Source organism: Massilia sp. BSC265 (assembly GCF_000740675.1).
In the GTDB taxonomy this organism is placed as follows: Bacteria; Pseudomonadota; Gammaproteobacteria; order Burkholderiales; family Burkholderiaceae_D; genus Telluria.
Genome location: NZ_JPXI01000031.1, coordinates 187840 through 214461, shown reverse-complemented (window position 1 = coordinate 214461; position 26622 = coordinate 187840). Strand labels below are relative to the sequence as shown.

At 64.3% G+C, this 26622-nt stretch carries 22 protein-coding genes; 9 read left to right on the top strand and 13 right to left on the bottom strand.

The features are described 5' to 3' along the window. Window positions 1–40 precede the first annotated feature (40 nt). Window positions 41–2407 (top strand): prolyl oligopeptidase family serine peptidase, encoded by a 2367-nt coding sequence (locus MA09_RS11645; RefSeq protein WP_036248430.1) that lies wholly within the window; start codon window positions 41–43, stop codon window positions 2405–2407. Window positions 2408–2728: 321 nt separating this feature from the next. On the opposite strand, the gene MA09_RS11640 is transcribed toward MA09_RS11645, so the two are convergent. Together MA09_RS11640 and MA09_RS11635 are read right to left on the bottom strand one after the other, a co-directional pair. Continuing rightward, the gene (locus tag MA09_RS11640; protein WP_036248427.1) at window positions 2729–3964 is read right to left on the bottom strand and encodes a M20/M25/M40 family metallo-hydrolase; all 1236 of its coding nucleotides are present in this window, start codon (window positions 3962–3964) and stop codon (window positions 2729–2731) included. Then, window positions 3964–5199, bottom strand: coding sequence for a urate hydroxylase PuuD (locus tag MA09_RS11635; protein ID WP_036248424.1), 1236 nt, complete (start codon window positions 5197–5199; stop codon window positions 3964–3966). Before MA09_RS11635 ends, MA09_RS11640 begins: the two co-directional genes overlap by 1 nt. Before the next feature lie 109 nt (window positions 5200–5308). On the opposite strand from MA09_RS11635, the gene MA09_RS11630 reads away from it, so the two are divergent. Next, the gene (locus MA09_RS11630) at window positions 5309–6247 is read left to right on the top strand and encodes a LysR family transcriptional regulator (protein ID WP_036248422.1); all 939 of its coding nucleotides are present in this window, start codon (window positions 5309–5311) and stop codon (window positions 6245–6247) included. An 86-nt stretch (window positions 6248–6333) separates the two neighbouring features. After that, complete coding sequence (locus MA09_RS11625) at window positions 6334–8091, top strand: allantoate amidohydrolase (protein ID WP_036248419.1); 1758 nt, start codon at window positions 6334–6336, stop codon at window positions 8089–8091. Window positions 8092–8115: 24 nt separating this feature from the next. On the opposite strand, the gene MA09_RS11620 is transcribed toward MA09_RS11625, so the two are convergent. The 8 genes from MA09_RS11620 to MA09_RS11585 form a co-directional block, all read right to left on the bottom strand. Then, window positions 8116–8607: an MgtC/SapB family protein gene (locus tag MA09_RS11620; protein ID WP_036248417.1), complete on the bottom strand. Its 492-nt coding sequence runs from the start codon at window positions 8605–8607 to the stop codon at window positions 8116–8118. A 66-nt stretch (window positions 8608–8673) separates the two neighbouring features. Continuing rightward, window positions 8674–9912: a Zn-dependent hydrolase gene (locus MA09_RS11615; protein WP_036248414.1), complete on the bottom strand. Its 1239-nt coding sequence runs from the start codon at window positions 9910–9912 to the stop codon at window positions 8674–8676. 16 nt (window positions 9913–9928) lie between these two features. Then, a complete protein-coding gene (gene hydA, locus MA09_RS11610) occupies window positions 9929–11320 on the bottom strand; it encodes a dihydropyrimidinase (protein ID WP_036248410.1) in 1392 nt (463 codons plus the stop codon). 10 nt (window positions 11321–11330) lie between these two features. Beyond that, window positions 11331–12845, bottom strand: coding sequence for an NCS1 family nucleobase:cation symporter-1 (locus MA09_RS11605; RefSeq protein ID WP_036248407.1), 1515 nt, complete (start codon window positions 12843–12845; stop codon window positions 11331–11333). A gap of 180 nt (window positions 12846–13025) precedes the next feature. Continuing rightward, window positions 13026–14303, bottom strand: coding sequence for an NAD-dependent dihydropyrimidine dehydrogenase subunit PreA (gene preA / locus MA09_RS11600; protein ID WP_036248405.1), 1278 nt, complete (start codon window positions 14301–14303; stop codon window positions 13026–13028). Continuing rightward, window positions 14291–15679 (bottom strand): NAD(P)-dependent oxidoreductase, encoded by a 1389-nt coding sequence (locus MA09_RS11595; protein WP_036248613.1) that lies wholly within the window; start codon window positions 15677–15679, stop codon window positions 14291–14293. Before MA09_RS11595 ends, preA begins: the two co-directional genes overlap by 13 nt. A 78-nt stretch (window positions 15680–15757) precedes the next feature. Continuing rightward, window positions 15758–17251, bottom strand: a complete 1494-nt coding sequence (locus tag MA09_RS11590; protein WP_036248404.1) for a CoA-acylating methylmalonate-semialdehyde dehydrogenase — start codon at window positions 17249–17251, stop codon at window positions 15758–15760. 4 nt (window positions 17252–17255) lie between these two features. Further along, window positions 17256–18572 (bottom strand): aspartate aminotransferase family protein, encoded by a 1317-nt coding sequence (locus MA09_RS11585; protein WP_036248402.1) that lies wholly within the window; start codon window positions 18570–18572, stop codon window positions 17256–17258. 231 nt (window positions 18573–18803) lie between these two features. Between MA09_RS11585 and MA09_RS11580 the strand changes: the two genes are divergently transcribed. From MA09_RS11580 to MA09_RS11555, 6 genes are all read left to right on the top strand, one after another. Continuing rightward, window positions 18804–20255 carry a PLP-dependent aminotransferase family protein gene (locus MA09_RS11580; RefSeq protein WP_051933383.1) on the top strand — a complete coding sequence of 484 codons (1452 nt, stop codon included), beginning with the start codon at window positions 18804–18806 and terminating at the stop codon, window positions 20253–20255. A gap of 7 nt (window positions 20256–20262) precedes the next feature. Continuing rightward, on the top strand, window positions 20263–20907 hold the full coding sequence (locus MA09_RS11575; protein WP_036248399.1) for a TetR/AcrR family transcriptional regulator: 645 nt from the start codon (window positions 20263–20265) through the stop codon (window positions 20905–20907). Window positions 20908–20946: 39 nt separating this feature from the next. Continuing rightward, window positions 20947–21525 carry a GNAT family N-acetyltransferase gene (locus MA09_RS11570; protein WP_036248397.1) on the top strand — a complete coding sequence of 193 codons (579 nt, stop codon included), beginning with the start codon at window positions 20947–20949 and terminating at the stop codon, window positions 21523–21525. A gap of 128 nt (window positions 21526–21653) precedes the next feature. Then, window positions 21654–21905, top strand: coding sequence for a hypothetical protein (locus tag MA09_RS11565; protein WP_229440674.1), 252 nt, complete (start codon window positions 21654–21656; stop codon window positions 21903–21905). Window positions 21906–21908: 3 nt separating this feature from the next. Beyond that, window positions 21909–22796 (top strand): sensor histidine kinase, encoded by an 888-nt coding sequence (locus MA09_RS11560; protein WP_036248392.1) that lies wholly within the window; start codon window positions 21909–21911, stop codon window positions 22794–22796. Further along, window positions 22796–23566, top strand: coding sequence for a LytTR family DNA-binding domain-containing protein (locus tag MA09_RS11555; RefSeq protein ID WP_036248390.1), 771 nt, complete (start codon window positions 22796–22798; stop codon window positions 23564–23566). The genes MA09_RS11560 and MA09_RS11555 overlap by 1 nt, the downstream gene beginning before the upstream one ends. Window positions 23567–23591: 25 nt before the next feature. Here the strand turns inward: MA09_RS11555 and MA09_RS11550 are convergent, their stop codons facing one another. From MA09_RS11550 to MA09_RS24585, 3 genes are all read right to left on the bottom strand, one after another. Beyond that, window positions 23592–24284, bottom strand: coding sequence for a DUF2076 family protein (locus MA09_RS11550; RefSeq protein ID WP_036248388.1), 693 nt, complete (start codon window positions 24282–24284; stop codon window positions 23592–23594). A gap of 129 nt (window positions 24285–24413) precedes the next feature. Then, on the bottom strand, window positions 24414–25223 hold the full coding sequence (locus MA09_RS24590; RefSeq protein WP_152594629.1) for a hypothetical protein: 810 nt from the start codon (window positions 25221–25223) through the stop codon (window positions 24414–24416). Then, window positions 25201–26583: a hypothetical protein gene (locus tag MA09_RS24585; protein ID WP_152594628.1), complete on the bottom strand. Its 1383-nt coding sequence runs from the start codon at window positions 26581–26583 to the stop codon at window positions 25201–25203. Before MA09_RS24585 ends, MA09_RS24590 begins: the two co-directional genes overlap by 23 nt. Window positions 26584–26622: the final 39 nt, after the last annotated feature.

Here is a 26622-nt window from a genome sequence, read left to right as displayed (position 1 = left end):
CAAGAAAGCTAATCCCCTTTCACTCAGCACACACGACACGATGCGTACACCAGCACTCACGATCTTCGCAGCGCTCCTGACCTTGCCGGCGCTGCCGGCGGCGGCATCCACGCCCATTACCCTCGACCAGGCCATGGCCCACCCCGACTGGATCGGCACGCCGGTGGAAAACGCCTGGTGGAGCTGGGACAGCAAGCAGGTGTTCTATAAGCAGAAGCGTAGCGGCTCGCCGATCCGCGACACCTGGCAGGTCAGCCAGGGCGGCAAGCCGAAGCTGGTGAGCGACGTCGAGGCCGCGAAAATCGATGGCGCCGACGTCATCTACAACCCGGCCCAGACCCGCGCGCTGATGCTGCGTAACGGCGACCTGTTCGAGCGCGACCTGAAGAGCGGCGCCCTGGTGCAGATCACGCGCGGCGCCAGCAAGCTGGACGCGCTGCAGTATTCGCACGACGAACGCACCGTCTACTACCGCATCGGCACCGACTGGTACGGCTGGGACCGCGCCACCCGCGTGGTCGGTCCGGTCGCGCTGCCGCGCGCCGCCAAGGACCCGGCGGTGAACGAGGAGGACCCGCTGCGCGACCAGCAGCTGCGCCTGATCGCCCACCTCAAGCGCCAGAAGGACGAGCGCGACGCGCTGCGCGAGCGCATGAACGAGCAGCGCCGCGTCGACCCGACGCTGCCCCCTAGCCCGGTCTACCTGGGCGACAAGGTCGCGATCGAGAGCAGCGTCCTGTCGCCCGATGGCCGCTGGCTGCTCGTCGTCACCGCGCCGAAGAACGGCGACAAGGGCCGCGTCGGCAAGATGCCGCGCTACGTGACCGAGTCCGGCTACGAGGAATTCGACGACCAGCGCACCCGCGTCGGCCGCAACATGCCGGCGCCCCATGCACTGAAGCTGGTCGACCTGCGCACCAACAAGGTGCAGGACCTGTCCTTCGACGTGCTGCCGGGCGTGAACGTCGACCCGCTGGCCGAGCTGCGCGCCGCCGCCAAGAAGGAGCCGCTGAAGGGCAACCGCGCGGTACGCATCATCGACGGCGCCGACGCGATCGAATGGTCGGCCAACGGCGCCAACGTCGCCGTCATGCTGCGCGCGGTGGACAACAAGGACCGCTGGATCGCCACCGTCGACCTGCAGGCAGCCAAGCTCAAGCCGCTGCACCGCCTGACCGACCAGGCCTGGGTCAACTACGACAACAACGAATTCGGCTGGCTGCCGGACAACCGCACGCTGTGGTACTTGTCCGAGGAAAGCGGCTACTCGCACCTGTATACCCAGCCGGCCGACGGTGGCGCCCCACGCGCCCTCACCTCGGGCAAATGGGAAGCCTCGGACGTGCGCTGGTCGCACGACGGCAGCATGGCCTATGTGATGTGCAACCGCGCCACGCCGGGCGACTACGAAGTCTGCGCCGTCGACGCCAAGAACGGCGCGATCCGCGAAGTGACGAACCTCGACGGCGTCGAGCGCTTCCGCCTGTCGCCCGACGAGAAGAAGCTGCTGGTGCACTGGTCGAGCAGCTACACCCCGATCCAGCTGGCCACGGTGCCGGTGACCGGCGGCGCGGCGACCAAGCTGACCGATACCCGCACTGCCGAGTTCAAGGCGCGCCAGTGGGTCGAGCCGCAGTACGTGGCGGTGCCCTCGAGCGCCGGCGGCGACCCGGTCTGGGCCAAGCTGTACCGCCCGGCCCAGCTGGAGCCGGGCAAGAAGTACCCGGTCGTGATGTTCGTGCACGGCGCCGGCTACCTGCAGAACGTGAGCAAGCGCTACCCGAACTACTTCCGCGAGCAGATGTTCCACAACCTGCTGGTCCAGAAGGGCTACGTCGTGCTCGACATGGACTACCGCGCCTCGAAGGGCTACGGCAGCAAGTGGCGTACCGCGATCTACCGCCAGATGGGCCATCCGGAACTGGTGGACTACATCGACGGCGTGAACTACATGGTGGCGCAGCACCAGGGTGACGCCAAGAACGTCGGCGTGTACGGCGGCAGCTACGGCGGCTTCATGACCTTCATGGCCCTGATGCGCGCACCGGAAACCTTCAAGTCGGGCGCCGCGCTGCGTCCGGTGACCGACTGGGTGACCTACAACCACGAGTACACCGCCAACATCCTGAACACGCCGGACATCGACCCGCAGGCCTACAAGATCTCGTCGCCGATCGAGTACGCCGAGAAGCTGCAGGGCCACCTGCTGATCGCGCACGGCATGGTCGACGACAACGTGTTCTACCAGGACTCGGTGCGCATGGCCCAGCGCCTGATCGAGCTGAAGAAGGACAACTGGGAACTGGCCAGCTACCCGCTGGAACGCCATGCCTACGTCCAGCCGGAAGCCTGGTACGACCAGTACCGCCGTATCTACCAGCTGTTCGAGCGCACGCTCAAGCAGTAAGCAAAGGCGCCGCAAGGCGCCTTTTTTGTTTTGGTAGCGGTGATAGTTGAGATACGAAAAATCGTACGGGCTGCAGTACTGTGATTTGACCGCGTGGGCGGGAGACCCGCCCACGCTACGGATGAGCGGCGCCTCTTAAGTGACAGGCATTAGCCGCAAGGCGCCTTTTTAGCTTTCGTAGGGTGGGCGGCTTGTCCGCCCACGCGGTGATTGCTACAGGCTCCTTGATTGCGCCGGATGATCTCGCTGCAAACTATCACAGCGTGGGCGTTTGTAATTCCGGGCATTGCCCGAAATTACCCCGCCCACCCTACGGTTTCATCAAGCGGCCAGGAAGTCGAGCAGCGTGAGCGCCACCACCTTGGTGGCCTTGCGCAGGTCGTCCAGCTGCACATGCTCGTCGGCCTTCTTGGCATTCGACTCCTGCACCGTGCGCGGGCCGGCGCCGTACAGCACCGCCGGGATGCCGCGCTCGCCATACAGGCGCGCGTCCGCATACAGCGGCGTGCCCTGGGCCGTGACTTCTTCGCCCAGGATGGCGCGGCCGTGGCGCTGCAGGCTCGCCACCAGCTTCTCGGAACCGGGCAAGGGACGCAGCGCATGCGACAGCAGCAGGCGGCGGATCTCGAGCCGGATGCCGGGCATGCCGGCCACCGCCCCTTCGATCAGCGCGCGTACCTGCGCCTCCACCGCCACCGGGTCTTCTTCCGGAATCATGCGCCGGTCCATCTTCATGACCACCTTGCCCGGCACCACATTGGTATTGGTGCCGCCATCGATGCGGCCGACCAGCATGGTGGGCGAATCGATGCCCGGGACTTTCGACTTGATCTTCTTCAGTTCCGGCAGCTGGCCGTAGATCGCGGTCAGGATGCGCGTGGCGGCCTGCAGCGCATCCACCGCCGTCTCCGGCATCGCGCCGTGGCCGGCCTTGCCGTGCACCGTGATCTCCAGCTGCAGGCAGGCATTGTGGGCCGTGACGATGTTGTAGCTGAAGCCGGCCGCGATCACATAGTCCGGGCGGGTCAGCTCCTGCGCCAGCAGCCAGCCCGGACCGAGCAGGCCGCCGAATTCCTCGTCGTAGGTGAAATGCAGCTCGAGCGTGCCCTTGAGCGGCACGCCCAGCGCTTCCAGCGCGCGCACGGCGAACACATAGGTGGCGAAGTCGCTCTTCGATACCGCCGCGGCGCGGCCGTAGATGGCACCGTCATGGAGTTCGGCGCCGTAGGGCGGCTTGCTCCAGCCCTCGCCCGGCGGCACCACGTCGCCATGGGCGTTGAGCGCCAGTGTCGGGCCGCCCGCGCCGTAGGGGCGGCGCACGATCAGGTTGGTGATGCTCTCCATGCCGTAGTCGCGCACCGCTTGCTCCGGCACCGCGTGCTTCTCTGCCCTCCAGCCGTACTGCGCGAGCATGTCGGCCACCGCTTCCGCATGCGGCGCGTTGTTGCCCGGCGGCGTGTCGGTCGGGATGCGGATGACCTGCTGCAGGAAGCCGACCTGTTCGTCAAAATGCTCGTCGATCCACGCGAGCAGCCGTTCCCCGATCTGCTGGTCCATTAGTTCGCTCCTGTCTTGGCGCCGGCTTCGAACCAGGCAGCCACCTGTGCCCGTTCGGCATCGGTCATGTTGGTGAGGTTCGCCAGCGGCATCGCCTTGGTCTGCACGGTCTGCTGGTAGACGGCCATCGCATGCTGGCTGACGAGTTCGGGGGTGTGCAGCATGATCCCGGCCGGCGCGGTAGCGAAGCCCGGCTGCGACGGCTGCTGCGCGTGGCAGGACACGCAGCGCTGGTCGATGATGGTGCGGACCTGGGCGAAACGTGCGGCGTCATCCCTTCCCGCCGCCGCTTTCGCCTGCACCGGCGGTTTCGGCGCGATCGCAAAGGCCAGCACCGCGAGCAAGGCCACGCCCGCCGCCGGGTACTTCCATTCCACGCGTCCCTTGTGGCGCAGGTTAAAGAAGTGGCGGATCAGGACGCCCGCCGCCATGATCACGCCCAGCACCGCCCAGGAGTATTCGTGGCGGTAGGTCATCGCGTAGTGGTTGCTGATCATGATGAACAGCACCGGCAGCGTGAAGTAGTTGTTGTGGACGCTGCGCTGCTTGGCCTTGATGCCGTGGATGGGGTCGGGCGTCAAGCCGGCCATCATGGCATTGACCATCTTGCGCTGGCCGGGAATGATCAGCATCGCCACGTTCGCCACCATCATGGTGCCGATCATGGCGCCCACGTGCAGGTAGGCGGCGCGGCCGCTGAGCAGCTGCGTGAGCACATAGCTGCTGGCGACAAGAAAGGCGAAGATCGTGACGCCGAAGGCCAGGTCGTGCTTGCCCAGCGGCGAGCGGCACAGCAGGTCGTAGACGACCCAGCCGATCACCAGGCTGGCCAGGCCGATGCCGACCGCCTGCCAGCTGGTCAGGTCGGCCACGCTGCGATCGACCATCATGGCCTGGGCGTTCAGGTAGTAGACGATGACGAGCAGCGCGAAGCCGGAGATCCAGGTGGAATAGGCTTCCCACTTGAACCAGTGGAGTTCCTTGGGCAGCTCGGCGGGCGCCACCAGGTACTTCTGCGGGTTGTAGAAGCCGCCGCCATGTACCGCCCACAGCTCGCCGGCGACGCCCTTCCTCGCCAGGTCGGAGCCCGGCGCTGGCGGACGGATCGTGTTGTCGAGCCAGACGAAGTAGAAGGAGGCGCCGATCCAGGCGATGCCCGTGATGATGTGCAGCCAGCGCACCAACAGGTTGAACCACTCCAGGGCATATGGGCCCAGGTATCCAAATACGTCCATGGGGCTTCCTTGGTGAGTATCCCTCGACAATAGCCTGATTTCAATTTGAGCAACATGAAATCTAGCGTATATTCGACATAAGTGAATTGATATACGCGCAGACAAGCCAATGTCCAGCCTCCCCCAGCACCTAGACCTGCACCTGATCCGCATCCTCTACCTGCTGCTGCAGGAGAAGAACGTCTCGCGCGTCGCCCTCAAGCTGAACCAGCCGCAGCCCTCGATCTCGGCCTCGCTGCGCAAGCTGCGCGAGCTGACCGGCGATCCGCTCCTGGTGCGCGGCGCGCGCGGCATGGTGCCGACCCAGCACGGCGAAAGCCTGCTCAAGCCGGCCAAGCGCATCCTCGACGAAGCCGAGAGCCTGTTCGTGCGCAAGTCGCCCTTCGTGCCGATCGATGCGGCGCGCACCTTCCACATCGCGGCCCCGGACTACCTCGATACCCAGTTCCTGCCGGGCGTGGTGGCGTCCCTGCGGCGCGGCTCGCCCAACAGCAAGGTGGTGATCCACAGCCTGGGGCCGGGCCTGGACTCCCTGCGCATGCTGTCCGACGGCGAGATGGACCTGGTGATCGCCAACTGGGACGAGCCGCCCGCGCACCTGCACATATCGAAGCTGTTCGAAGACCCGATCATCTGCACCATGCGCGCCGACAGCCCCTACGCCAAGCGCACCGCGGTTGATGCGATGACGGTCGAGGACTACCTGTCGCTGCCGCACGTGGCGCCCTCGCAGATGCTGCCCGGCTACCACGGCGTGATCGACGCCCACCTCGACCGCCTCGGCATGCAGCGCAAGGTGGCGGTCGAGTCGCCCTACTTCGGCGTGATTCCCTACATGCTGACCCAGAGCGACCTGGTGCTCACCACCGGGCGCCAGTTCATCCGCTTCTACGAACGCACGCTGCCGCTGAAGAGCTTCACGGTGCCGATCAAGTTTCCGCCGATGCGCTTCTACCAGCTGTGGCACCAGCGCGTGCACCAGTCGTCCGAGCACAAATGGCTGCGCGACCAGGTCAGTGCCGCGGCGCGCGCCCTGGTTGCCAAGTAAGCGCAATACCATTTATGGGAACGGACGTATAAGCCGAAGGGCTTGCAGGATTTATCATCATTGACTCCCATGAGGCGATGCGAACCATGACTACCCTGTCGGACCTGAACACCTGCCCACCGGCCGCCTTCGTCGATGCGCTGCGCGGCATCTACGAACACTCTCCCTGGATCGCGGAGCGCGCCGCCGGCCTGCGGCCCTTCGCCAGCATCGCCGCCCTCAAGCAGGCCTTGCAGGCAGGCGTCACGCAGGCAAGCGAAGACGAACAGCTGGCGCTGCTGCGCGCCCACCCCGAATTGGCCGGCAATGCGGCGATCGCGGGCGAGCTGACGGCGGAATCGACCGGCGAGCAGGCGGCCTCCGGCCTGAACCGCTGCAGTCCGGAGGAGTACGCCGTACTGCACGAGCTGAACGCCCAATACAAGGAGAAGTTCGGCTTTCCCTTCATTTTGGCGGTAAAGGGTCCGACGGGACGTGGCCTCACCCGCGCCGCCATCATCGAGACCTTCGCGCGGCGCCTGAAGAACACGCGCGGCGACGAGCTGCGCGAGTGCCTGCGCCAGGTGCACCGCATCGCCGAGATCCGCCTGAACGAACTGCTGCGGGTAGTACACCTCTTCGGAACGCAGGTGATGGACTGGGCCGAGACCTTGGGTGCAATCAGCGACAGCCTCGACGGCCTCACCTGCGCCTACATGACCCCGGCGCACGGGCGCACCGCAAGCCAGCTGCGCGACTGGATGATCGAGGCCGGCATGGACGCGCACATCGACGCGGTCGGCAACGTGGTCGGACGCTATGCGGCGGCCCAGCCGGAGGCAAAGACACTCATGACCGGATCGCACTACGACACCGTGCGCAACGGCGGCAAGTACGATGGCCGGCTCGGCATCCTGCTGCCCGTTGCCCTGGTCCGGCACCTCTACCTTCGCGGCGAGCGCCTGCCCTTCCACCTCGAGGTCGTCGGTTTCGCCGAGGAGGAAGGCGTGCGCTTTCGCAGCACTTTCCTGGGCAGCAGCGCCATCACGGGACGCTTCGACCCGCTCCTGCTCGACCAGCAGGACAGCGAGGGTGTGAGCATGCGCGAGGCATTGGGCGCGGCCGGCCACGATTCCGCGGCAATCCCTGCCAGCGCGCGCGACCCGGCATCGCTGCTGGGCTTTGTCGAGGTCCACATCGAGCAGGGACCGGTGCTGCTGGAGCGCGGCCTGCCGGTCGGCGTGGTGACGGCCATCGCCGGCAGCTCGCGCTACCTGGTCGAACTCACGGGCGTGGCCAGCCATGCGGGCACCACGCCGATGGGCATGCGCCGCGATGCCGCCGCGGCCGCCGCCGAGATCGTGCTGCTGGTCGAAGGGCGCTGCAGCGGACGCGGCTCCCTGGTCGGCACCGTCGGCCAGCTCGAGGTGCCGTCCGGCTCGGTCAACGTGATCCCGGGCCGGTGCCGGCTGTCGCTCGACATCCGCGCGGCGACGGACGAAGAACGCCTGGCCGCCGTGGACGACATCCTGGCCGGAGTCAAGCAGATCTGCGCGCGGCGAGGCATCGAGGAAAAGCTGTGGAAGCTGGTGGAGGCGGACGCCGCCCCCTGCTCGCCGCGCCTGATGGAGCGGCTGGGTGCGGCCATCGAGGCTGCCGGTCTGCCGCGCTTCGACCTGCTGTCCGGCGCCGGGCACGATGCGATGGAAATAGCGAACATCACAGAGGTGGCGATGCTGTTCACCCGCTGCGGCAACGGCGGCATCAGCCACAATCCGCTCGAGACCATGACGGCGGACGACGCCGAGGTGGCGGGCGAGGTGCTGCTCACCTTCCTCAGAAGCCTGGACGAAACGGCCCCCTGAGCCGCAGGCTCGGTAAGCGGCCGCTTACTCCTTGATGTTGCTCTGGCCGTTGCTTGGCGTGATCCGCAGGATCGCCAGGATGATCAGCGCGAACAGGGCGCTGAGCACGGCAGTCGCTTCACGCCCCATGCCGGCAGCGATGCCGACGGCGGCGGTCAGCCACACGCTGGCGGCCGTGGTGACGCCTCTGACGTCGTCCTTGTCGGAATGCTTGAGGATGGCCCCGGCGCCAATGAAGCCGATGCCCGCGGTGATACCCTGCAGGACGCGTGACAGGTCACCGATCTCCATGCCCGCCTGCAGCGGAATCAGCACGAACAGCGCGGCGCCGAGCGACACCAGCATATGGGTGCGCAGGCCGGCCGAGGCGCCGACCGACTCGCGCTCGTAACCGAGCATCCCGCCCAGCACGACCGCCACCAGCAGGCGCACCACGATGCGTGTGATGTCTTCGACGTTGCCGAGGTCCGAAAATTCATGCTGTATCGTCAGCCAGCTCCGTTCCAACCAATCCATCCTGCTCCTCCCGAACACATTCGGGAATGATGCCAGTTAAACACGAATGGCGGCGTCCGGCTGAGCTCAAGCCACCACACCCGCACGTTCCAGCATCGCGTGCAGCAGCACGTTGCAGCCGGCTTCCAGGTGGGCCGGCTGGGCGTCCTCGATTTCGTTGTGGCTGATGCCGTCCTTGCAGGGCACGAAGATCATGCCGGAGGGCACCACGCGAGCGGCGTAGATGGCGTCGTGGCCGGCCCCGGAGACCACGTCCATGGTCGAATAGCCCAGCTTCTCGGTGGCGGCGCGCACGGCGTTCACGCAATCGGGATGGAAGGGGCATGGCGGGTAGTAGGACACGCGCTCGACCTCGATGGCCAGGCCGCTTTCCTTGCGCGTCGCGGCGACGAAGGCGAGCATCTCCTCGTGCATCGTGTCAAGCAGCGCGTCGTTCACGTTGCGCAGGTCGATGCTGAACTTGACCTGGCCGGGGATCACATTGCGGCTGTTCGGGAACACCTGCACCATGCCGACCGTCCCGCGTCCATAGGGCGGGTAGCGGTTCGCGATCTGGACGACTTCCTGCATGATGCCGGTGGCCACCTGCAGCGCATCGCACCGTAGTCCCATCGGGGTCGGGCCCGCATGCGCCTCCATGCCGGTGACCGTGCAGTCGTACCACGACAGGCCCATCACCGCCGGCACCACACCGATCACCTTGCCGGCGTCTTCCAGCACCGGTCCCTGCTCGATGTGGGTCTCGAAATAGGCGCCGATCGGGTGCTTGCCCGGCACTTGGTCGCCCAGGTAGCCGATCCGTTCCAGCTCCTCGAGGACGGTACGACCCTCCAGGTCGCGGGCCGCATAGGCCGTCTCCAGGCTGAAGGCCCCGCAGAACACGCCCGAACCCATCATGACGGGCACGAAGCGCGAGCCTTCCTCGTTGGTCCAGAACGCGACCTCGATCGGCGCCTCGGTCTGGATGTTTCGCTCGTTCAGGGTGCGCACCACTTCCAGCCCCGCCAGCACGCCGTAGTTGCCGTCGAACTTGCCGCCGGTCGGCTGGGTGTCGACGTGGCTGCCGGTGACGATCGGGAACAGCGACGGGTTGCGCCCTTCGCGTCGCATGAACACGTTGCCGATCTGGTCGACCGTGACTTCCAGGCCGGCCTCGCGTCCCCAGCGCACGACCAGGTCGCGGCCCTGGCGGTCGAGGTCGGTCAGGGCCAGGCGCTTGACGCCGCCCTTTTCCGTGGCGCCGATCGCGGCCAGATCCATCAGCGACTTCCACAGGCGATCCCCATTGATGCGCAGTTCGTTCATGTCGGTCTCCTCCGGCTCAGGCCACGGTGGCAGTGAAGGCGGGACGCTCGATGTAGCGCCCGGCGCCGGCCTCGGCACGCAGGGTGCCGCGCTCGAACACCAGCTTGCCGGCAGCGACCGTATGCGTCGGGATGCCGCGCACCGTGCGCCCTTCGAAGACGTTGAAGCCGCCTTTCGAATGCTGGGTCTGGGCCGAGATGGTGCGCGTGCCGCTCGGGTCCCAGACCACGATGTCGGCGTCGGCGCCGACGCCAATCACGCCCTTGCGCGGGTACATGTTGAAGATCTGGGCTGCGTTGGTGGACGTGACGCGCACGAATTCAGAGGGCGTGAGCAGCCCCGTGTTCACGCCGGCGTCCCACACCACGGCCATGCGCTCTTCCACCCCGCCGCAGCCGTTCGGGATCCTGGTGAAATCGTCCTTGCCGGCCGCCTTCTGCTCGGCGCAGAAGGTGCAGTGGTCGGTGGCCGTGGTGTGCAGGTTCCCGCCCTGCAGGCCCTGCCACAGCGCCTGCTGGTGGTGGCTGCTGCGAAACGGCGGGCTCATGACGTGAGCGCGCGCGAAGTCGGGGTCGGGATGGCGGTACACGCTGTCGTCGATGACGAGGTGGCCGGCCAGGGCTTCGCCATACACGCGCTGTCCCCTGGCACGGGCGCGTGCGATCGCCTCCAGCGATTCGGCGCAGGAGACGTGCACGATGTAGACCGGGGTGCCGAGTACGTTGGCGATCGCGATGGCCCGGTTGGCGGCTTCGGCTTCCACTTCCGGCGGGCGCGAGAGCGGGTGGGCCTCGGCGCCGCGGATGCCCTTCCTGAGCAGTTCCTGCTGTAACTGGTACACCAGCTCGCCATTCTCGGCGTGGACGGTCGGGATCGCACCGAGTTCGAGGGCACGGCGGAAGCTCTTCACCAGCGTTTCGTCGTCGGCCATGATCGCGTTCTTGTAGGCCATGAAGTGCTTGAAGCTGTTGACGCCGTGCTCGCGCACCAGCACGCCCATCTCTTCGTGCACCGATGGGTCCCACCAGGTGACGGCCACGTGGAAGGTGTAGTCGCCGGCGGATTTCCCGGCCCAGCCGCGCCAGGTGTGGAAGGCCTCGAGCAGTGACTGCTTCGGATTGGGGATCACGAAGTCCATGATGGTGGTCGTGCCGCCCGCGAGGCCGGCCGCGGTGCCGGTGAAGAAGTCGTCGGCCGTGACGGTGCCCATGAAGGGCAGCTGCATATGGGTATGGGTGTCGATCCCGCCCGGCATCACGAACTGGCCACCGGCGTCGACGATCGCGGCCCCTGCAGGCGCCTCGAGGTTCTCGCCCACTGCCGCAATCCTGTCTCCCACACACAGCACATCGGCGCGGAACGCACGGTCGGCGTTCACGACGGTACCGCCACGGATCAACGTAGTCATGACACTCCCTTCAGGTTGGATAGTTCTTTGCGGTCTCCAGCGCCGGCACGGTGCGGCCCTTCATCATCAGTCCATACACGATGGCGGCGATCACCACGCCGACGAACCAGGCGTGGGTATAGATGGTCTTGAAGGCGTCGCCCACGTCCGGGAAGGCGTTCGGCAGCGCCGCGTTCAGGAAGCCCGGCAGGTTGGGCAGCACCCCGGCGGCAAAGGCCACGATGGCGGCGATGTTCCAGCCGCCCTTGTATGAATAGGCTCCGCCCTCGCGGTACAGCTGGTCGACGTCGAGCTTGGTCCTTCGCACAAGGTAGTAGTCGACCATCATGATGCCGGCGATCGGGCCGAGCAGGGCCGAGTAGCCGGTCAGCCAGATGAAGATGTAGTTCTGTGTGGTCTCGAGTATCTTCCACGGCATCATGGCCAGCGCGATGCCGGCGGTGATGTAGCCGCCGATGCGGTAGGAGATGCGCTTTGGCGACAGCGCCGAGAAATCGTAGGCCGGGCCCACCAGGTTGGCCGCCAGGTTGACGCTGGCGGTATCGATCATCAAGATCAGCAGCGCGATCAGCACGGCGATGCCGGTCATGCGGCTGGCCACGTCGACCGGGTCCCACAAGGCCTTGCCGTACAGGACGATGGTGGCCGAGGTGACGGTCACCGCCAGCGCCGCGAGCAGGCCCATCGGCAGCGGCAGGCCGAGCGTCTGGCCGACCACCTGGTCGCGCTGGGTCTTGGCGAAGCGGGTGAAGTCGGGGATGTTCAGCGCCAGCGTGGCCCAGTAGCCGATCATCGCCGTCAAGGAGGGCCAGAACACCGCCCAGAACAGGCCGGCCTTCGGTCCGCCCTCGACGAAAGCGGAGGGCTGGCCGAGCAGCGGGCCGAAGCCGCCCACCTTGTCGTACACCCACCAGAGCAACAGGAAGCAGATCGCGATCTTCAGCGGCGCGGTATAGGTCTCGAGCTTCCTGATCGATTCCATGCCGTGCACGATGAAGTACATCTGGATTGCCCAGAAGCCCAGGAAGCAGGCCAGCTGGCCGAGGTTGATGCCCAGGCCCGGGATGTTCTCGCCGCCGATCGGCGAATTGGCCCCCCCTCCGAGGAGCACGCCGAGCAGCGTGTAGATCATGCTGCCGCCGAACCAGGTCTGGATGCCGTACCAGCCGCAGGCGACGATCGCGCGCATCAGCGCGGGGAGGCGTGCGCCGCGGGTGCCGAAGGAGGCGCGCGCCAGGACCGCGTAGGGAATGCCGTACTTGGTGCCGGCATGGCCGATCAGGAGCATCGGCACCAGGACGATCACGTTGGCGAGGAACACCGTGAGCACCGCCTGCCAGGCCGACATCCCGGCTTCGATCAGGCTGGACGCCAGCATGTAGGCGGGGATGCTGATCACCATGCCGACCCACAGCGCCGCGAAGTGATACCAGCGCCAGGTGCGCTGCGCGGCCGTGGTCGGGGCCAGGTCGTGGTTCCAGAGTTCGGGGCTTGTGCTCGGTGGTGTTTGGTGTTGCGTGGTCACGGGGGGACTCTCCTCGTCGGTTGCAGGTCATGCAGCCGAGTGTAGCGCAATCGTAAGTACGTCGGTACGAGCTTTTGTAGGGTGGCCGGCTTGGCCGGCCGCGCGTTCAGATTACGTCTCCGGGCCGGCGCGGTGGCTCACAGCGGTACGTTGAACGCGCGGTCGGCAGAGCCGACCACCCTACGCGACAACTTCGGCACGTGGATTGCGCGGATCCTGGGTCCAGTTCATGTAGGGCTTGCCGGTCTCCTGCGGCACCATGGTGATGCAGGCTTCCACCGGACAGGTGATCTCGCACAGGTTGCAGCCGACGCATTCGGCCTCCTTCACCTCGTAGCGGCGCGTGCCCGCATCGTCCACGGCACGCGCGATCGCCTGGTGCGAGGTATCTTCGCAGGCAACGTAGCACTTGCCGCACTTGATGCACTTGTCCTGGTCGATCCGGGCGATCACCCGGTAGTTCATGTCCAGGTACTTCCAGTCGGTGGTGTTCTGCACCGCCTTGCGCGAGAAGGCGGCGATGTTGGGGTAGCCCTTGCTGTCCATCCAGCGCGACAGGCCGTCCTTCATCTCTTCGACGATGCGGAAGCCGTGCAGCATCGCGGCCGTGCACACCTGTACGCTGCCGGCGCCCAGCGCAATGAACTCGGCCGCATCGCGCCAGTTGCCGATGCCGCCGATGCCCGAAATCGGCAAGCCAGCGGTCTGCGGGTCACGTGCGATCTCGGCCACCATGTTCAGGGCGATCGGCTTGACCGCCGAGCCGCAATAGCCGCCATGGGTGCTGGCTCCGCCGACTACGGGGTAGGCCACCATGCGGTCGAGATCCAGGTGGGTGATCGAATTGACCGTATTAATCAAGGACACCGCATCGGCGCCGCCCGCCAGCGCAGCCCGGGCCGGATGACGCACATCGGTGATGTTCGGAGTCAGCTTGACGATCACCGGCAGGCGCGTGTGCTTCTTGCACCAGGCGGTGACCATCTGTACGTAGTCCGGCACCTGGCCCACCGCGGCGCCCATGCCGCGTTCGGGCATGCCATGGGGGCAGCCGAAGTTCAGTTCGATGCCATCGGCGCCGGTGGCTTCGACCAGCGGCAGGATCGCCGCCCAGGGCGCTTCCTCGCAGGGCAGCATCAGGGACACGATCAGGGCGCGGTCCGGCCAGTCCTTCTTGACCTGGGTGATCTCCTGCAGGTTGATCTCCAGGCTGCGGTCGGTGATCAGCTCGATGTTGTTGAAGCCGATCACCTCGCGGTTCTTGCCGTAGTGGGCCGAGTAGCGCGAGGAGACGTTGACCGCCGGCGGGTCTTCGCCCAGGGTCTTCCACACCACGCCGCCCCACCCTGCTTCGAAAGCGCGTACCACGTTGTAGGCCTTGTCGGTCGGCGGCGCAGAGGCCAGCCAGAACGGGTTCGGGCTCTTGATGCCGCAGAAATCGATGCTCAGGTCGGCCATGCTGCCTCCATATGGGTGCCAATGTGCGCCTGGATGTCTTCGTGGATGGCCAAAGCGGCCAGCTTGCCGTGCTGGACCGCCTGCACCGTCAGGTCCTGTCCCGGCGCGACGCAGTCGCCGCCCGCGTAGATGCCCGGCAGGGCGGTACGGAAGCGGTTGTCGATCCAGATGCGGTCGCCCTCGCGGGAGAGTTCACGAGCAAGGGGTTCGTTGAAACTTTCCTCGCCCATGCTCTGGCCGATGGCCTTGAACACGGCATCGGCCGCGATCTCGAGGAAGCCTCCCGTCCGCACCAGCCGTCCCTCTTCCATGCGGGTCTGCTCGAAGCGCATGCCCGACACCCGGCCGGCCTCGTCCAGCAGCACCTCGAGCGGCGCCGCCCAGGTGCGGATGCGGACGAAATTCGCCTTGGCGATCTCGATCTCGTGGCCGGTCGCGCTCATCGATTCCAGACCGCGGCGGTAGACCAGGGTGACGTCCTCGGCGCCGAGGCGCCTGATCTGCACCGCCATGTCGATGGCCGTGTTGCCGGCGCCGACGACCACCGCGCGGCGCGGCACCGGAAGCAGGGACAGATCGCTGGCCTGGCGCAGCGCGGCGATGTAGTCGATGGCGGCCATCAGGCCCGGCGCATCCTCGCCGGTCAGGCCGAGCGCCCGGCTGGTGCCCAGGCCGATGCCGAGAAAGACCGCGTCGTAGCGGGTGTGCAGCTCGGCCAGGCTCAGGTTCTCGCCGAGCCGGCGGCCGTATTCGATGTGGATGCCGCCGATCGACAGCAGGAAGTTGACCTCCTGCTGTGCGAAGTCGCCCGGCAGCTTGTACCTGGCGATGCCGTACTCGTTCAGGCCGCCGGCTTTCGGGCGGGCTTCGTACACGACCACGTCGTTGCCCAGCATGGCGAGGCGATGGGCACAGGACAGGCCTGCGGGTCCGGCGCCGACCACGGCAATCACTTTGCCGGTAGAGGGGGCGCGCTGGAAAGGATGGCCGTTGAAGCGCGCATTGTCGATCGCGTAGCGCTGCAGCAGGCCGATGCGCACCGGCTCGCGTTCAGCCGGGTTGTTGCGCACGCAGGCGTCTTCGCACAGGATCTCGGTGGGGCACACCCTGGCGCAGCTGCCGCCGAAGATGTTGGCTTTCAGGATGCCATGGGCTGCGCCGTCGACGTTCCCGTCATGGATGTTCTTGATGAAGCTGGCGACATCGATGCCGGTCGGGCAGGCATTCATGCAGGGCGCGTCGTAGCAGTACAGGCAGCGCGCCGCCTCGACGGCGGCCTGGCGCGCCGTCAACGGCGGGGCCAGGTCGGTGAACTGCGAGGCGAGCTCGCCATTCGACCCTGCCGCGGGCGGCAGGTGCTGGAGTGATTCGATCATGTGCATCCCTTCTTTTTATAAGTCGGCGACATGCTGCAGCCCGACCTTGGCCGGGCACTGACCACTGCTACTTCATCTCTACTTCATCTGCGGGAAGGCGAACTGCGGCCCGCTGCTTGCAGTATTCGGCCAGCGCTCCATCACCGCCTTGTGCCGGGTATAGAAGCGCACCCCTTCCGGCCCGTAGGCATGGTGGTCGCCGAACAGGCTGCGCTTCCAGCCGCCGAAGCTGTTGAAGGCCATCGGCACCGGCAGCGGCACGTTCACGCCCACCATGCCGACCTCGATCTGGCGCACGAACTCGCGCGCCACGCCGCCGTCGCGGGTGAAGATGGCCACGCCGTTGCCGTATTCGTTGGCGTTGATGAGCTCCACGGCGCGGCCCACGTCCGGCAGGCGCACCACGCACAGCACCGGGCCGAAGATCTCTTCCTTGTAGATCGTCATGTCGGGGGTGACGTGATCGAACAGGGTGCCGCCCACGAAGAAGCCGTTCGGGCAACCGTCCACGCGATAGCCGCGCCCGTCGACCACCAGGCTGGCACCCTGCTCCACGCCCTGGCCGATCAGGCGCTCGATTCTTTCCTTGGCCGCCGCGGTGACGACCGGGCCCATTTCGGCGCCCTCGGCCATGCCGTCGTTGACCTTGAGCTTGGCGGTACGCTCGGCCAGGGCGGCGACCAGCTCGTCGCCGGCCTCGCCGATGGCCACCGCCACCGAGATCGCCATGCAACGCTCGCCGGCCGAGCCATAGGCCGCGCCGATGAGGGCATCGACCGCCATCTCCATGTCGGCGTCGGGCATCACCACCATGTGGTTCTTGGCGCCGCCCAGGGCTTGGACGCGCTTGCCGGAAGCCGATCCCTTGGCATAGATGTACTCGGCGATCGGGGTCGAGCCGACGAAGCTGATGGCTTGCACGTCGGGGTGCTCGAGCAGCGCATCGACCGCCACCTTGTCCCCCTGCACCACGTTGAACACACCGTCCGGCAGGCCGGCTTCCTTCAGCAACTGTGCATGCAGCAGCGAAGGCGACGGGTCGCGCTCGGAAGGCTTCAGCACGAAGGTATTGCCGCACGCGAGCGCGACCGGAAACATCCACATCGGCACCATCACCGGGAAGTTGAAGGGCGTGATGCCGGCCACGACGCCCAGCGGCTGGCGCATCGACCAGGCGTCGATGCCGCGCGCGATCTGGTCGGTGAACTCGCCCTTGAGCATCTGCGGGATGCCGACCGCAAACTCGACCACCTCGATGCCGCGCGCGACCTCCCCTTGTGCATCCGCGAAGGTCTTGCCGTGCTCGCGCACGACCATGGCGGCGAAGTCGTCGGTATGCTGCTGGCACAACTGCAGGTACTTGAACAGGATGCGCGCACGTGCCAGCGGCGGCGTGGCGGCCCAGGCCGGGAAGGCGGCGAGTGCGGCGCAGACTGCGGCGTCGACGTCGCGCGGCTCGGCCAGCGCCACCCGCGCGCAGGGCTCGCCGCGCGCCGGGTTGTAGACGTCGGCCTGGCGCGTGCCTTCCGCGTGCGCCTGCTGGCCGTTGATGAAGTGAGAAATCAGGTTCATATGCTTAGTCCAGGTGTTTGAGTACGTTGGCGAGCTTGCCGAACAGCTCGTCGATATGCTGCTTGCTCAAAACGAGCGGCGGCGACAGCGCGATGATGTCGCCCGTTACGCGAATCAGGATGCCGTCCGCGAAAGCCTTCTTGAAGGCGCCGTAGGCGCGCGCACCCGGCTTGCCGGCGATGGATTCGAGCTCGATGCCGGCCACCAGGCCGATCGAGCGCAGGTCGATCATGTGCGGCAGGCCGCGCAGCGAGTGCAAGGCATCCTCGAAGTAGGGCTGCAAGCTCCTGGCGTTCTCGATGATCGCCTGCTCGCGGAAGACCTCGAGCGTGGCGAGCGCAGCCGCGCAGGCCAGCGGGTGGCCCGAGTAGGTATAGCCATGGAACAGTTCGATGCCCGCCGGCGCTTCCATGAAGGCATTGTGGATGAAGCGCTTGGAGAACACGGCGCCCATCGGCACCACGCCGTTGGTCAGGCCCTTGGCCGTGGTCATCATGTCCGGCTCGACGCCGAAATAGTCGCTCGCGAAAGGCGTGCACAGGCGGCCGAAGCCGGTGATGACTTCGTCGAAGATCAGCAGGATGCCGTGCTTGTCGCAGATCTCGCGCAGGCGCTTCAGGTAACCCTTGGGCGGCACCAGCACGCCGGTGGAGCCGGACACCGGCTCGATGATGACGGCGGCGATGGTCGAGGCATCGTGCAGCGTGACCAGGCGTTCCAGTTCGTCGGCCAGCTCGGCGCCGAAGTCCGGCTCGCCGCGCGAGAACGCGTTCTTCAGCAGGTTGTGCGTATGCGGCAGGTGGTCGACGCCCGGCAGCAATGGGCCGAAGCTCTTGCGGTTGTTGCCGATGCCGCCCACCGACAGGCCGCCGAAGCCGACACCGTGGTAGCCGCGCTCGCGGCCGATCAGGCGGGTGCGCCCGCCCTCCCCGCGCGCCTTGTGGTAGGCCAGCGCGATCTTCAGGGCGGTGTCCACCGCCTCCGAGCCGGAGTTGGTATAGAACACGTGGCCGAACTTGTGGCCGGTGTAGTCCATCAATTGTTCCGCTAAGTCGAAGGCGGCCGGGTGACCCATCTGGAAGGTGGGGGCGAAGTCGAGCTGGCCGACCATCTCACTGACGGCCTGGGTGATGCGCGGCTGGGCATGCCCGCAGGGCACGCACCAGAGGCCGGCGGTGCCGTCGAGCACGCTATTGCCGTCCACATCCTTGTAGTACATCCCTTCGCTTGAGACCAGCAGGCGCGGGCTGGCCTTGAAGTCGCGGTTATTGGTGAAAGGCATCCAGAATGCGGACATCGACTTGGGCCTGGACTCGTTCATGCGTCTCTCCCCCGCCATGACGGCGAAAAATTTTTACCAGTTGGCAAAATATTGATCAATAATAGTCAGCAAGGCAACACCGGCACAGATACACCAAGGGTAAAACCGACCAACCGTACAGGCAACGCGACCTGTACAGTGAATGGAGTGGTGGCGATGGAAGAAGCTGTTGTGACAGAGGTTATTCCTTCTGAAACCTTGCAATCGACAGCCACGCGTGGCACCGCCAGTATGGCACCTGGTGCGGCATGGCCGCTGCTCGCCATCGACCGGAAGGGGCGCGGCAGTCTGGTCGACCAGATCGTCGGGACTATCTCGGCGATGGTAAGCGAGCGCCAGCTCGGTGCCGGTACGAAAATGCCATCGGTTAGACAATTCGCAAAGTGCAATGGCGTCAGCACATTCACGGTGGTCGAGGCCTATGAGCGGCTGCAACAGCTGGGCTTGCTTTCCTCGCGCCGCGGGTCCGGTTTCTTCGTCGCGCGCAGCCTGCCGCAGGTGCCTTCCGCGCCGGTATCAAGCCAGCCCAGCCTGCAATCCGAAATCGACGCCCTCGCTCCGGACCTGTACAGCGGCCGGGCCGAAGCCCTGCCCGTCGGCGCCGGCTGGCTACCGCCCGAGTGGTATGGCGAAAATACCATCCTGGACGCCGTCCGCCATGCAATGAAGATCCCGGCCAGCCGCCTGCGCGGCTACGGCCACCCGCTCGGCTTTCCTTCGCTGCGCCAGCACCTGGCTTCTACCTTGTCGGGCGAGCTGTTCTCCGTCGAACCCGATCAGATCCTGCTCACCAACGGCGCCACCCATGCCTTCGACCTGGTGCTGCGCACGCTCACGCGGCCCGGCGACGTGGTGCTGGTGGAAGACCCCGGCTACAGCAACCTGCTCTCGCTGGTGCGCCACCATGGCTGCATCCCGGTCGGCATTCCACGCGGCGAGGCCGGCCTCGATATGATCGAGCTGGCGCGCCAGGCCGCACTGCTGCATCCCAAGCTCATGTTCGTCAACACGGTGCTCCAGAATCCGCTCGGCACCTCGCTGTCGCAGGCCCAGGCGCACCGGCTGCTGGCGCTGGCCGAGCAGTTCGATTTCTGGCTGGTGGAAGACGACATCTACCGCGAGCTGGCCGCGCCCGGCGACGCCTCGCTGGCGGCCATGGACGGGCTGCGCCGCGTGATCCGGGTCGGCAGCTTTTCCAAGACGCTGTCCCCGGTGCTGCGCGTGGGCTCGCTGTGCGCCTCGCATTCGCTGGTTCCCGAACTGCTGCGCGTGAAGATGGTGGCGGGGCTGACGACCTCCGAGATCAACGAGCGCGCGGTCTTCCACGCGACCGGCACGCGCGGCTACCGCCGCATGGTCGAGCGCTTGACCGGCCAGCTCGAGAATGCGCGCGAACGCACCCTGGAGGCCTTGGGGGGCCTCGGACTGCGCCCGCTGGCGCGGCCGCGCGGCGGCATGTTCGTCAGCGCGGGCTGGGCGGATGCGCCGACCGCGACAAGAAACGGGCGCAGTATCGCCGACGCTGCCTTGAGGGCAGGCATCCTGCTCGCGCCCGGCGAATTCTTCACGCAACGGGAACCGCAGGGCATCTGGTTCCGCTTCAATGCCGCCTACGCGACCAACCCGCAGCTGCTCGACTTCCTGCGCGGCTTTCTGCACGATTTTCTGCACACTCGGCGCTGAGGACAGCATGGACATACACGTCAAGGAACCAGTGCGCGACGGCGCCAGGCGGCGCGACAAGCTGGAAGGCGCGATCCTCGCCGCCGCCACCCGCCTGTTCGCCGAGTGCGGCTTCGATGGCACGACCATCGCTGCGGTCGCGGAGCGGACCGGCATCTCGAAGCAGAACCTGCTCTACTATTTCCCGACCAAGAACAGCCTGTACGGGCGCGTGCTCGACGACGTGCTCGACGACTGGCTGGAGCGCATGGCCCATTTGGCCGATGCCGCCGGCGAGCCCGCCGACGTGCTGCGCGCCTACGTCGGCGCCAAGCTGCGCTTCTCGCGCGAACAGCCCTGGGCCTCGCGCGTGTATGCGATGGAAGTCATCGGTGGCGCCAAATTCTACGGCGAACAGATCCGCGCCCGCGTGGTGCCCCTGCTGCGGCGCGACATCGAGGTGTTCGAGCGCTGGATGGCGGACGGCCGCATCGCCTGCGTGGACGCCACCCATCTGTTGTTCGCGCTGTGGGCCATGACGCAGTCCTACGCCGACTTCTCTGCCCAGATGGCGCTGGTGCTGGACAAGCCGGAACTCACCGGCGCCGATTTCGAGGACGCCGAGCGCCTGATCGGCGACATGGTGGTGCGGGCTGTGGCCTCTACCGCCTGAGGTAGGATATATCCTAACGAAACTGTTATCATTTCGGCCATGTCGAGCTATCCCACGTCCATCCTCACGACCGAGCGGCTCACCCTGCGTCCCATGACGATGACCGACGCCGCCGACCTGTTCGCCGTGTTCTCCGACCCGGCGGTGGTGCGCTACTGGAGCGCCGAACCCTGGACCTCGATCACCTTCGCGCAAAGTGCCATTGCGCGCGCACTCGAGGGCTACCGTGACCAATCCGAGGTACGCTTCGGTATCGAACTCGCGGAAACAGGCGCCCTGATCGGTACCGTCAACCTGCACCACTTCTTCCCGCAGAACCGCCGTTGCGAGCTGGGCTATGCGCTCGGCAGCGCGCACTGGGGCAAGGGTTACGCCACCGAAGCGCTGGAGGTGGCGCTCGACTATGGCTTCCATGAATTGCGGCTCAACCGCGTCGAGGCCGATATCGATCCGCGCAATACAGCCTCGGCCGGCGTGCTGGAGCGCCTCGGCTTCCGCAAGGAAGGCTACATGCCGGAGCGCTGGTTCGTGCACGGCCAGATGGCCGACACGGTCAACTACGGGCTGCTGCGCAGCTATTGGGATGGGCGCCGCCGCGTACCGCTCTCCCGAAAGTAATACGGCCGCTCCGCTTATCCGCCGACGCTACCGTCAAACCCGGGATTTCGACCGTTCATCGGATGACCATGGCGCGCCGCCCCTTCAGGGCCTACAGTGGCGCCATCAACTCAACCGAAGGACCTCGCATGAAACCCTCCCGTTTTGATACGTTCGTGACCGACATGAAAGACATCGCCCGCAAGGCCAACCGTGCCATGCGTTCGGGCGCCCGCACCCTGGCGTCCCTGTCCTGGCCGTCGCTGCTGGCGGTGTCGATCGGGCTGGCGCTGATCCTGAGCATCGTGCCGCTGGCGCTCACCCTGTTCATCGCTTTCCTGCTCCTGAAGCTTGTCGCGACGGCCCTGTTCGGCCGCCGTCCGGCCCAGATCGTGGAGTAAAGCATGATGGCCACCCCGATCAACCGCGCACTCGACTTCGTGCGCGAAGCCGTCAGCGAAGCCAGCACCCTGTGGTGGAGCTTCTTCGACTGGCTGGCCCTGGTCGAGTGGCGCAAGCTGTACGTGACCTGGTTCCTGGTCTTCGTGTTCGGCATCTCGTTCCAGCTGACCGAACCGGCGGTGTGGTTCATCCTGATCTCGTTCGGCGTCAAGGTGCTGGCCGGCGGCAAGCGCCGCGCCGAGCTGACCGCACGCGAAGCCGCCGACAAGGCCAATGTCGCTACCCTGGAGCGCCGCCTGATGGAAGCCCAGATGGCGACGCTGCAGGCCCAGGTCGAGCCGCACTTCCTGTTCAACACGCTGGCGCTGATCGGCCAGCTGATCGAGACCGACCCGAAGGAAGCGGCACGCGTGCATGCGCACCTGATCGAATACCTGCGCTCCTCGCTGCCGCAGATGCGTTCCGGCGGCGGCACCCTGGGCAAGCAGGTCGAGCTGTCGCGTGCCTACCTGGCGATCATGCAGGCACGCATGAAGGAGCGCCTGCAAGTGCGCTTCGAAGTACCCGATTTCCTCGGCAGCGCGCCCTTCCCGCCGATGATGCTGCAAACCCTGATCGAGAACTCGATCAAGCACGGCCTGGAGCCGAAGGTGGCCGGCGGCACCATCACGGTGCGCGCCCATGTCGAAGTGGCCACCCTGCACGTGGACGTGTGCGACGATGGCGTCGGCATCAACGTGCACGCCGACGAAGGCGTGGGGCTCGCCAACATCCGCGAGCGCCTGGCCCTGCTGTACGGGAAGGATGCCGAGCTGGTGATCGAAATGCCACCGGGCGGCGGTGCCTGCGCGTCGATCCGCCTGCCCTACCGCATGACGGAGTTCGACTGATGAGCCCTGGCGCCCCGACCGCGCTGATTGCGGATGACGAAGGGCCGATGCGCGACCAGTTGCGCATGCGCCTGGCGGAGGCGTGGCCCGAGCTGCGCATCGTGGCCGAAGCCGCCAACGGCGCGGAAGCCCTCGACCTGGCTGAGCAGCATCAGCCCGATATCGCCTTCCTCGACATCCGCATGCCCGGCATGGGCGGCATCGACGCGGCCCGCCAGCTCTACAACCGCTGCCACATCGTGTTCGCCACCGCCTACGACCAGTATGCCCTCGATGCCTTCGAGCAGGGGGCGATCGACTATCTCCTGAAACCGGTAACGCCCTCGAGGCTGCAAACCACCTGCGAGCGGCTGCGCGCGCGGCTCACCCGCGCGCCGCAGGACATCGGCGCGCAGCTGGCCGAACTTGGCACGCTGCTCAAGCAGGGTGGCGCGGCCAAGCCGAACTACCTGAAGTGGATCCAGGCGCAGGTGGGCGGCAGCCTGCGCATGGTCAGCACGCGCGAAGTCCTGTTCTTCCAGGCCGACGACAAGTACACCTGCGTGCAGACGGCAACCGCCCAGCTGCTCATCCGCAAGACGCTCAAGGAACTGGCGGACGAGCTGGACCCGGACGAGTTCTGGCGCATCCACCGCTCGACTCTGGTCCGCGTGGATGCGATCGCCGAAGTGTTCCGCGACCTGCGTGGGCGGCAGATGGTCCGGCTGCGCAACTTCCCGGGCGAGCTGGAAGTGAGCCGCAATCACGGGCATCTGTTCCAGCAGATGTGACGTTTTCCTGGCGAGGGCTTCAGCTTTAGCCGAACAGGCCGTCGTCCGAACCGTCGCCGTCGAAGAAGCCGCCGTTGCCGTCCAGGCCGCTTTCGTCGCCGAGCAGGCTGTCGCCGGTGCCGATGTCGTTCAGGCCGGCCTGGTCGGCCAGCGCGCTGCCCGACAGGTCGCCTCCTCCCAGGTCGGCAGCAGTCAGGTTTTCACCTCCCAACAGGTGGGCGCCGCCATGACCGTCATGATCGTGGAACAGGTTGTCCAGGCCGTGGAAGAGGAAGCTGCCGGCTGCGACGCCGGCTGCAGTGGCTGCGATCGAGCCGAGCAGGCCGCCACCGCGGCTTCCGCCCAGGAAGCCCCCTATGCCGCGCCCTATCGAACCGTAGCCTGCATGCTGGTAGTGCATGTGGTGGGAATGCGGGTGGCTGACATGCCTGCGGCTGCCCCATGAAAAGGGGTCGAGAAAGCCGCCGCTGTGGCGTTGTGGCTGTTGGTATTGCTGCTGTTGCTGTAACTGGTTTTCCAACGACGCAATCTGGGCGCGGGCGCTGTCCAGGGCCTGGTCCATCAACAGCGCGCGCTGGACCAGCAGGTAGGCGGCATCGGGTTGCTGCTCGACTGCACGTCGGATGAGCGCGTCGGCTTCGGGGTCTTTCTGGATGCCGCGGGCCTGGACGAGTTGGGCGAGGAAATCATGCAGCTGTTGGGTATCGGATGGGCTCATGGAATACTCCTCATCGAAATTTGGTCAAGCTGCATGTTGTGTTCAAATTTATAATTTCAAGGGCGCTTTCATCCTTATTCAATTGCAACTATTAAACTGACCTTAGAATAGTTTATTGAAATTCTTGCTTTACCTTCTTGGCGTCTTAGTAAAATTTTTCCCTAACTTTTGGCAATTACTTACCAAGTCAACATATACTTCTTTCCCTGTTGCCTTTTTAAGCTCCGCGGGATATTTATAGAATATCAAGTAGCTACGAACGGCCAATCCCGCGAACATCAAGCTGACAGGAAACGCTCCTACAATCAGAAATATATGATGGAACGGAATTCCCAACAATTCTTTTAGCCGCTCCATTGAAGGAATCAATAGACAGGCTAGAACTATAGAGCAAACAAAATATCGATCTCGCGGCACTTGGGAGAACCTATATATCTTCTCTAGCAAATATTTGTCACCGCGCTGAGAATAGTAAATGGCATCTAAGTCTTCTTGATAAAGTATTTCCCGCAGTTCAGCACTATCGTAAATTTCGCGATAAATAGCGAAAAATTTCCTACACCAAAAAAAGTAACATATTGCATATATGCTGAATACCATCGCATCAATGATAAGCGGAGCGGTGCCGTACACAAAAAGGACAATGCATGGAATCAGTGTAAATAATATGAAGCTTACAATGCATAGCACGGAAGTCCCGAAATATTTCGTCCGCCAGTCCCATTTTGACAAAAATGGCGCAACAAGGAGCCCAATCGAGGTGATTAACATAACAACAAGTACTGATACGATTGGATTTCTTTCCAGAGGAATATCTGGAACTGGGCCACTCGCAAAGGGAATGCTAAGTAGCGTTAGAAGCAGCGCACCCAAGCCTCCAATCCTTGAAAAACCGGACGGCCGCATGAACGTTGGATTAATTGAATCGAGATCTCTCAAGCCATTCCTCCTTGTAATCCCAGAATTTTTTTTCTCGTAAAAAAGTCCAATTTTCCTCGACATTTTTTCTCATTTGCTTTGCCATGATTCCCGATAAACCATCATTGTGGTCATCTCCTCCAACCATACAACCTATTTTTTTGTCGGCAGCGTCGACAACGTAAGCAATACCGATACCTACTGTAAGAGTGAGTGCCCCAACTGCTACTGTCGATACACTCAGCCCCAACATAAACATGACGACAGCAATTATTATCGCAACAATCGCTGCAGTTAGTGCCGCAACGACAATGGTCTTTATTAGATTCATAAGTAAAGTGGCTGAGAGATCGTAGCCATCTTTTGATAAATCGTTTTTCCACTCCGCGAAACTAGCTGCATTTCCAAAGATAAATGCAACGAGTCCAATGCCTCGTAAACTTCCAGCGACTCCGCTAACTGCTGATTTGGCAGCACTATTTATTTTTCCTGCGCCAGAAAAAATTTGTAGAATTCGATCATGCCCGGCACCGAATCCGCCAGGACCGAAGACTTTGTTTGAATTACTATAACCGGAAAAATAGTATCTTGCCTTCCCCCGCACATAATGGATCTCCGCCTTCACCAACTTAAAACCGGAACGGGCATTTCCATCTATGCTGGAACGGAGCCAATTCCAGTTGTTTCCTACATAAGCCGCTGCATTCGCAAGTTGCACCAGCAACCAGTTTTGTGTAGCAATGTCATTAGGATCTAAATCAATAAGGCCAGAGTTGCCGCCACCGTTTTTCAATTTTCTCCATATATCTGCGGGTATTCCTTTTATATCCCCATCGACTACACACACAATAGCGCATTCTTCATCTAGTGGAGCTGACGCAGGCTGTACTGGAAGAACATTTGGATAAGATGTGCTCGCTCTCTGGATCTTGTAGGGTTGCAAAGGCGAAGCTTGCGAAGGTACGCCGATCGCTACGACAATGGGAACCGGTTTCGTTCTTGGATCACTAGGATACTGATGGGCGTCAAGCTTCGACGGCTCTAATTTCATCATCAGTTTACCGGCAGACTTTAAAAGAAGTTCTCCCCTAAAGTCACGCGCTATCCAGAGATGCAAACGCTCACCATCTTTAAATAGGACGCGCTGCCGACCAGCACCGGCAATAAGCTTTTTACTATTTGCGTTATAAAAATCAGAACCTGTCGACTCTACGGTATAGCTTCTATTTTCAGCAAGTCTCAAATCAAATATTATGTCGCGATGCTTCTTAAGAACAACTTGGACTTTATCAGTCGTTCGCCAACATTGGATACTTTCACCAGGCAAATCGATGCAAACAGTTTGCGTTTTACTCAGGGAACCTTTTGGAAGCGTTGCCATAGTGCCCACCTCTACAAACAATGTTTCACAACTTGAATT

Bases quoted from the DNA above. Each gene is read 5' to 3' on its own strand.
- MA09_RS11550 (WP_036248388.1), bottom strand. From the start codon at position 24,284: ATGAGCCCATCCGATACCCAACAGCTGCATGATTTCCTCGCCCAACTC.
- MA09_RS11565 (WP_229440674.1), top strand. From the start codon at position 21,654: ATGAAACCCTCCCGTTTTGATACGTTCGTGACCGACATGAAAGACATC.
- MA09_RS11570 (WP_036248397.1), top strand. From the start codon at position 20,947: ATGTCGAGCTATCCCACGTCCATCCTCACGACCGAGCGGCTCACCCTG.
- hydA (WP_036248410.1), bottom strand. From the start codon at position 11,320: ATGACTACGTTGATCCGTGGCGGTACCGTCGTGAACGCCGACCGTGCG.
- MA09_RS11575 (WP_036248399.1), top strand. From the start codon at position 20,263: ATGGACATACACGTCAAGGAACCAGTGCGCGACGGCGCCAGGCGGCGC.
- MA09_RS11630 (WP_036248422.1), top strand. From the start codon at position 5,309: ATGTCCAGCCTCCCCCAGCACCTAGACCTGCACCTGATCCGCATCCTC.
- MA09_RS24585 (WP_152594628.1), bottom strand. From the start codon at position 26,583: ATGGCAACGCTTCCAAAAGGTTCCCTGAGTAAAACGCAAACTGTTTGC.
- MA09_RS11640 (WP_036248427.1), bottom strand. From the start codon at position 3,964: ATGGACCAGCAGATCGGGGAACGGCTGCTCGCGTGGATCGACGAGCAT.
- MA09_RS11580 (WP_051933383.1), top strand. From the start codon at position 18,804: ATGGCACCTGGTGCGGCATGGCCGCTGCTCGCCATCGACCGGAAGGGG.
- MA09_RS11595 (WP_036248613.1), bottom strand. From the start codon at position 15,679: ATGATCGAATCACTCCAGCACCTGCCGCCCGCGGCAGGGTCGAATGGC.
- preA (WP_036248405.1), bottom strand. From the start codon at position 14,303: ATGGCCGACCTGAGCATCGATTTCTGCGGCATCAAGAGCCCGAACCCG.
- MA09_RS11615 (WP_036248414.1), bottom strand. From the start codon at position 9,912: ATGAACGAACTGCGCATCAATGGGGATCGCCTGTGGAAGTCGCTGATG.
- MA09_RS11590 (WP_036248404.1), bottom strand. From the start codon at position 17,251: ATGAACCTGATTTCTCACTTCATCAACGGCCAGCAGGCGCACGCGGAA.
- MA09_RS11560 (WP_036248392.1), top strand. From the start codon at position 21,909: ATGATGGCCACCCCGATCAACCGCGCACTCGACTTCGTGCGCGAAGCC.
- MA09_RS11585 (WP_036248402.1), bottom strand. From the start codon at position 18,572: ATGAACGAGTCCAGGCCCAAGTCGATGTCCGCATTCTGGATGCCTTTC.
- MA09_RS11645 (WP_036248430.1), top strand. From the start codon at position 41: ATGCGTACACCAGCACTCACGATCTTCGCAGCGCTCCTGACCTTGCCG.
- MA09_RS11635 (WP_036248424.1), bottom strand. From the start codon at position 5,199: ATGGACGTATTTGGATACCTGGGCCCATATGCCCTGGAGTGGTTCAAC.
- MA09_RS11555 (WP_036248390.1), top strand. From the start codon at position 22,796: ATGAGCCCTGGCGCCCCGACCGCGCTGATTGCGGATGACGAAGGGCCG.
- MA09_RS11620 (WP_036248417.1), bottom strand. From the start codon at position 8,607: ATGGATTGGTTGGAACGGAGCTGGCTGACGATACAGCATGAATTTTCG.
- MA09_RS11625 (WP_036248419.1), top strand. From the start codon at position 6,334: ATGACTACCCTGTCGGACCTGAACACCTGCCCACCGGCCGCCTTCGTC.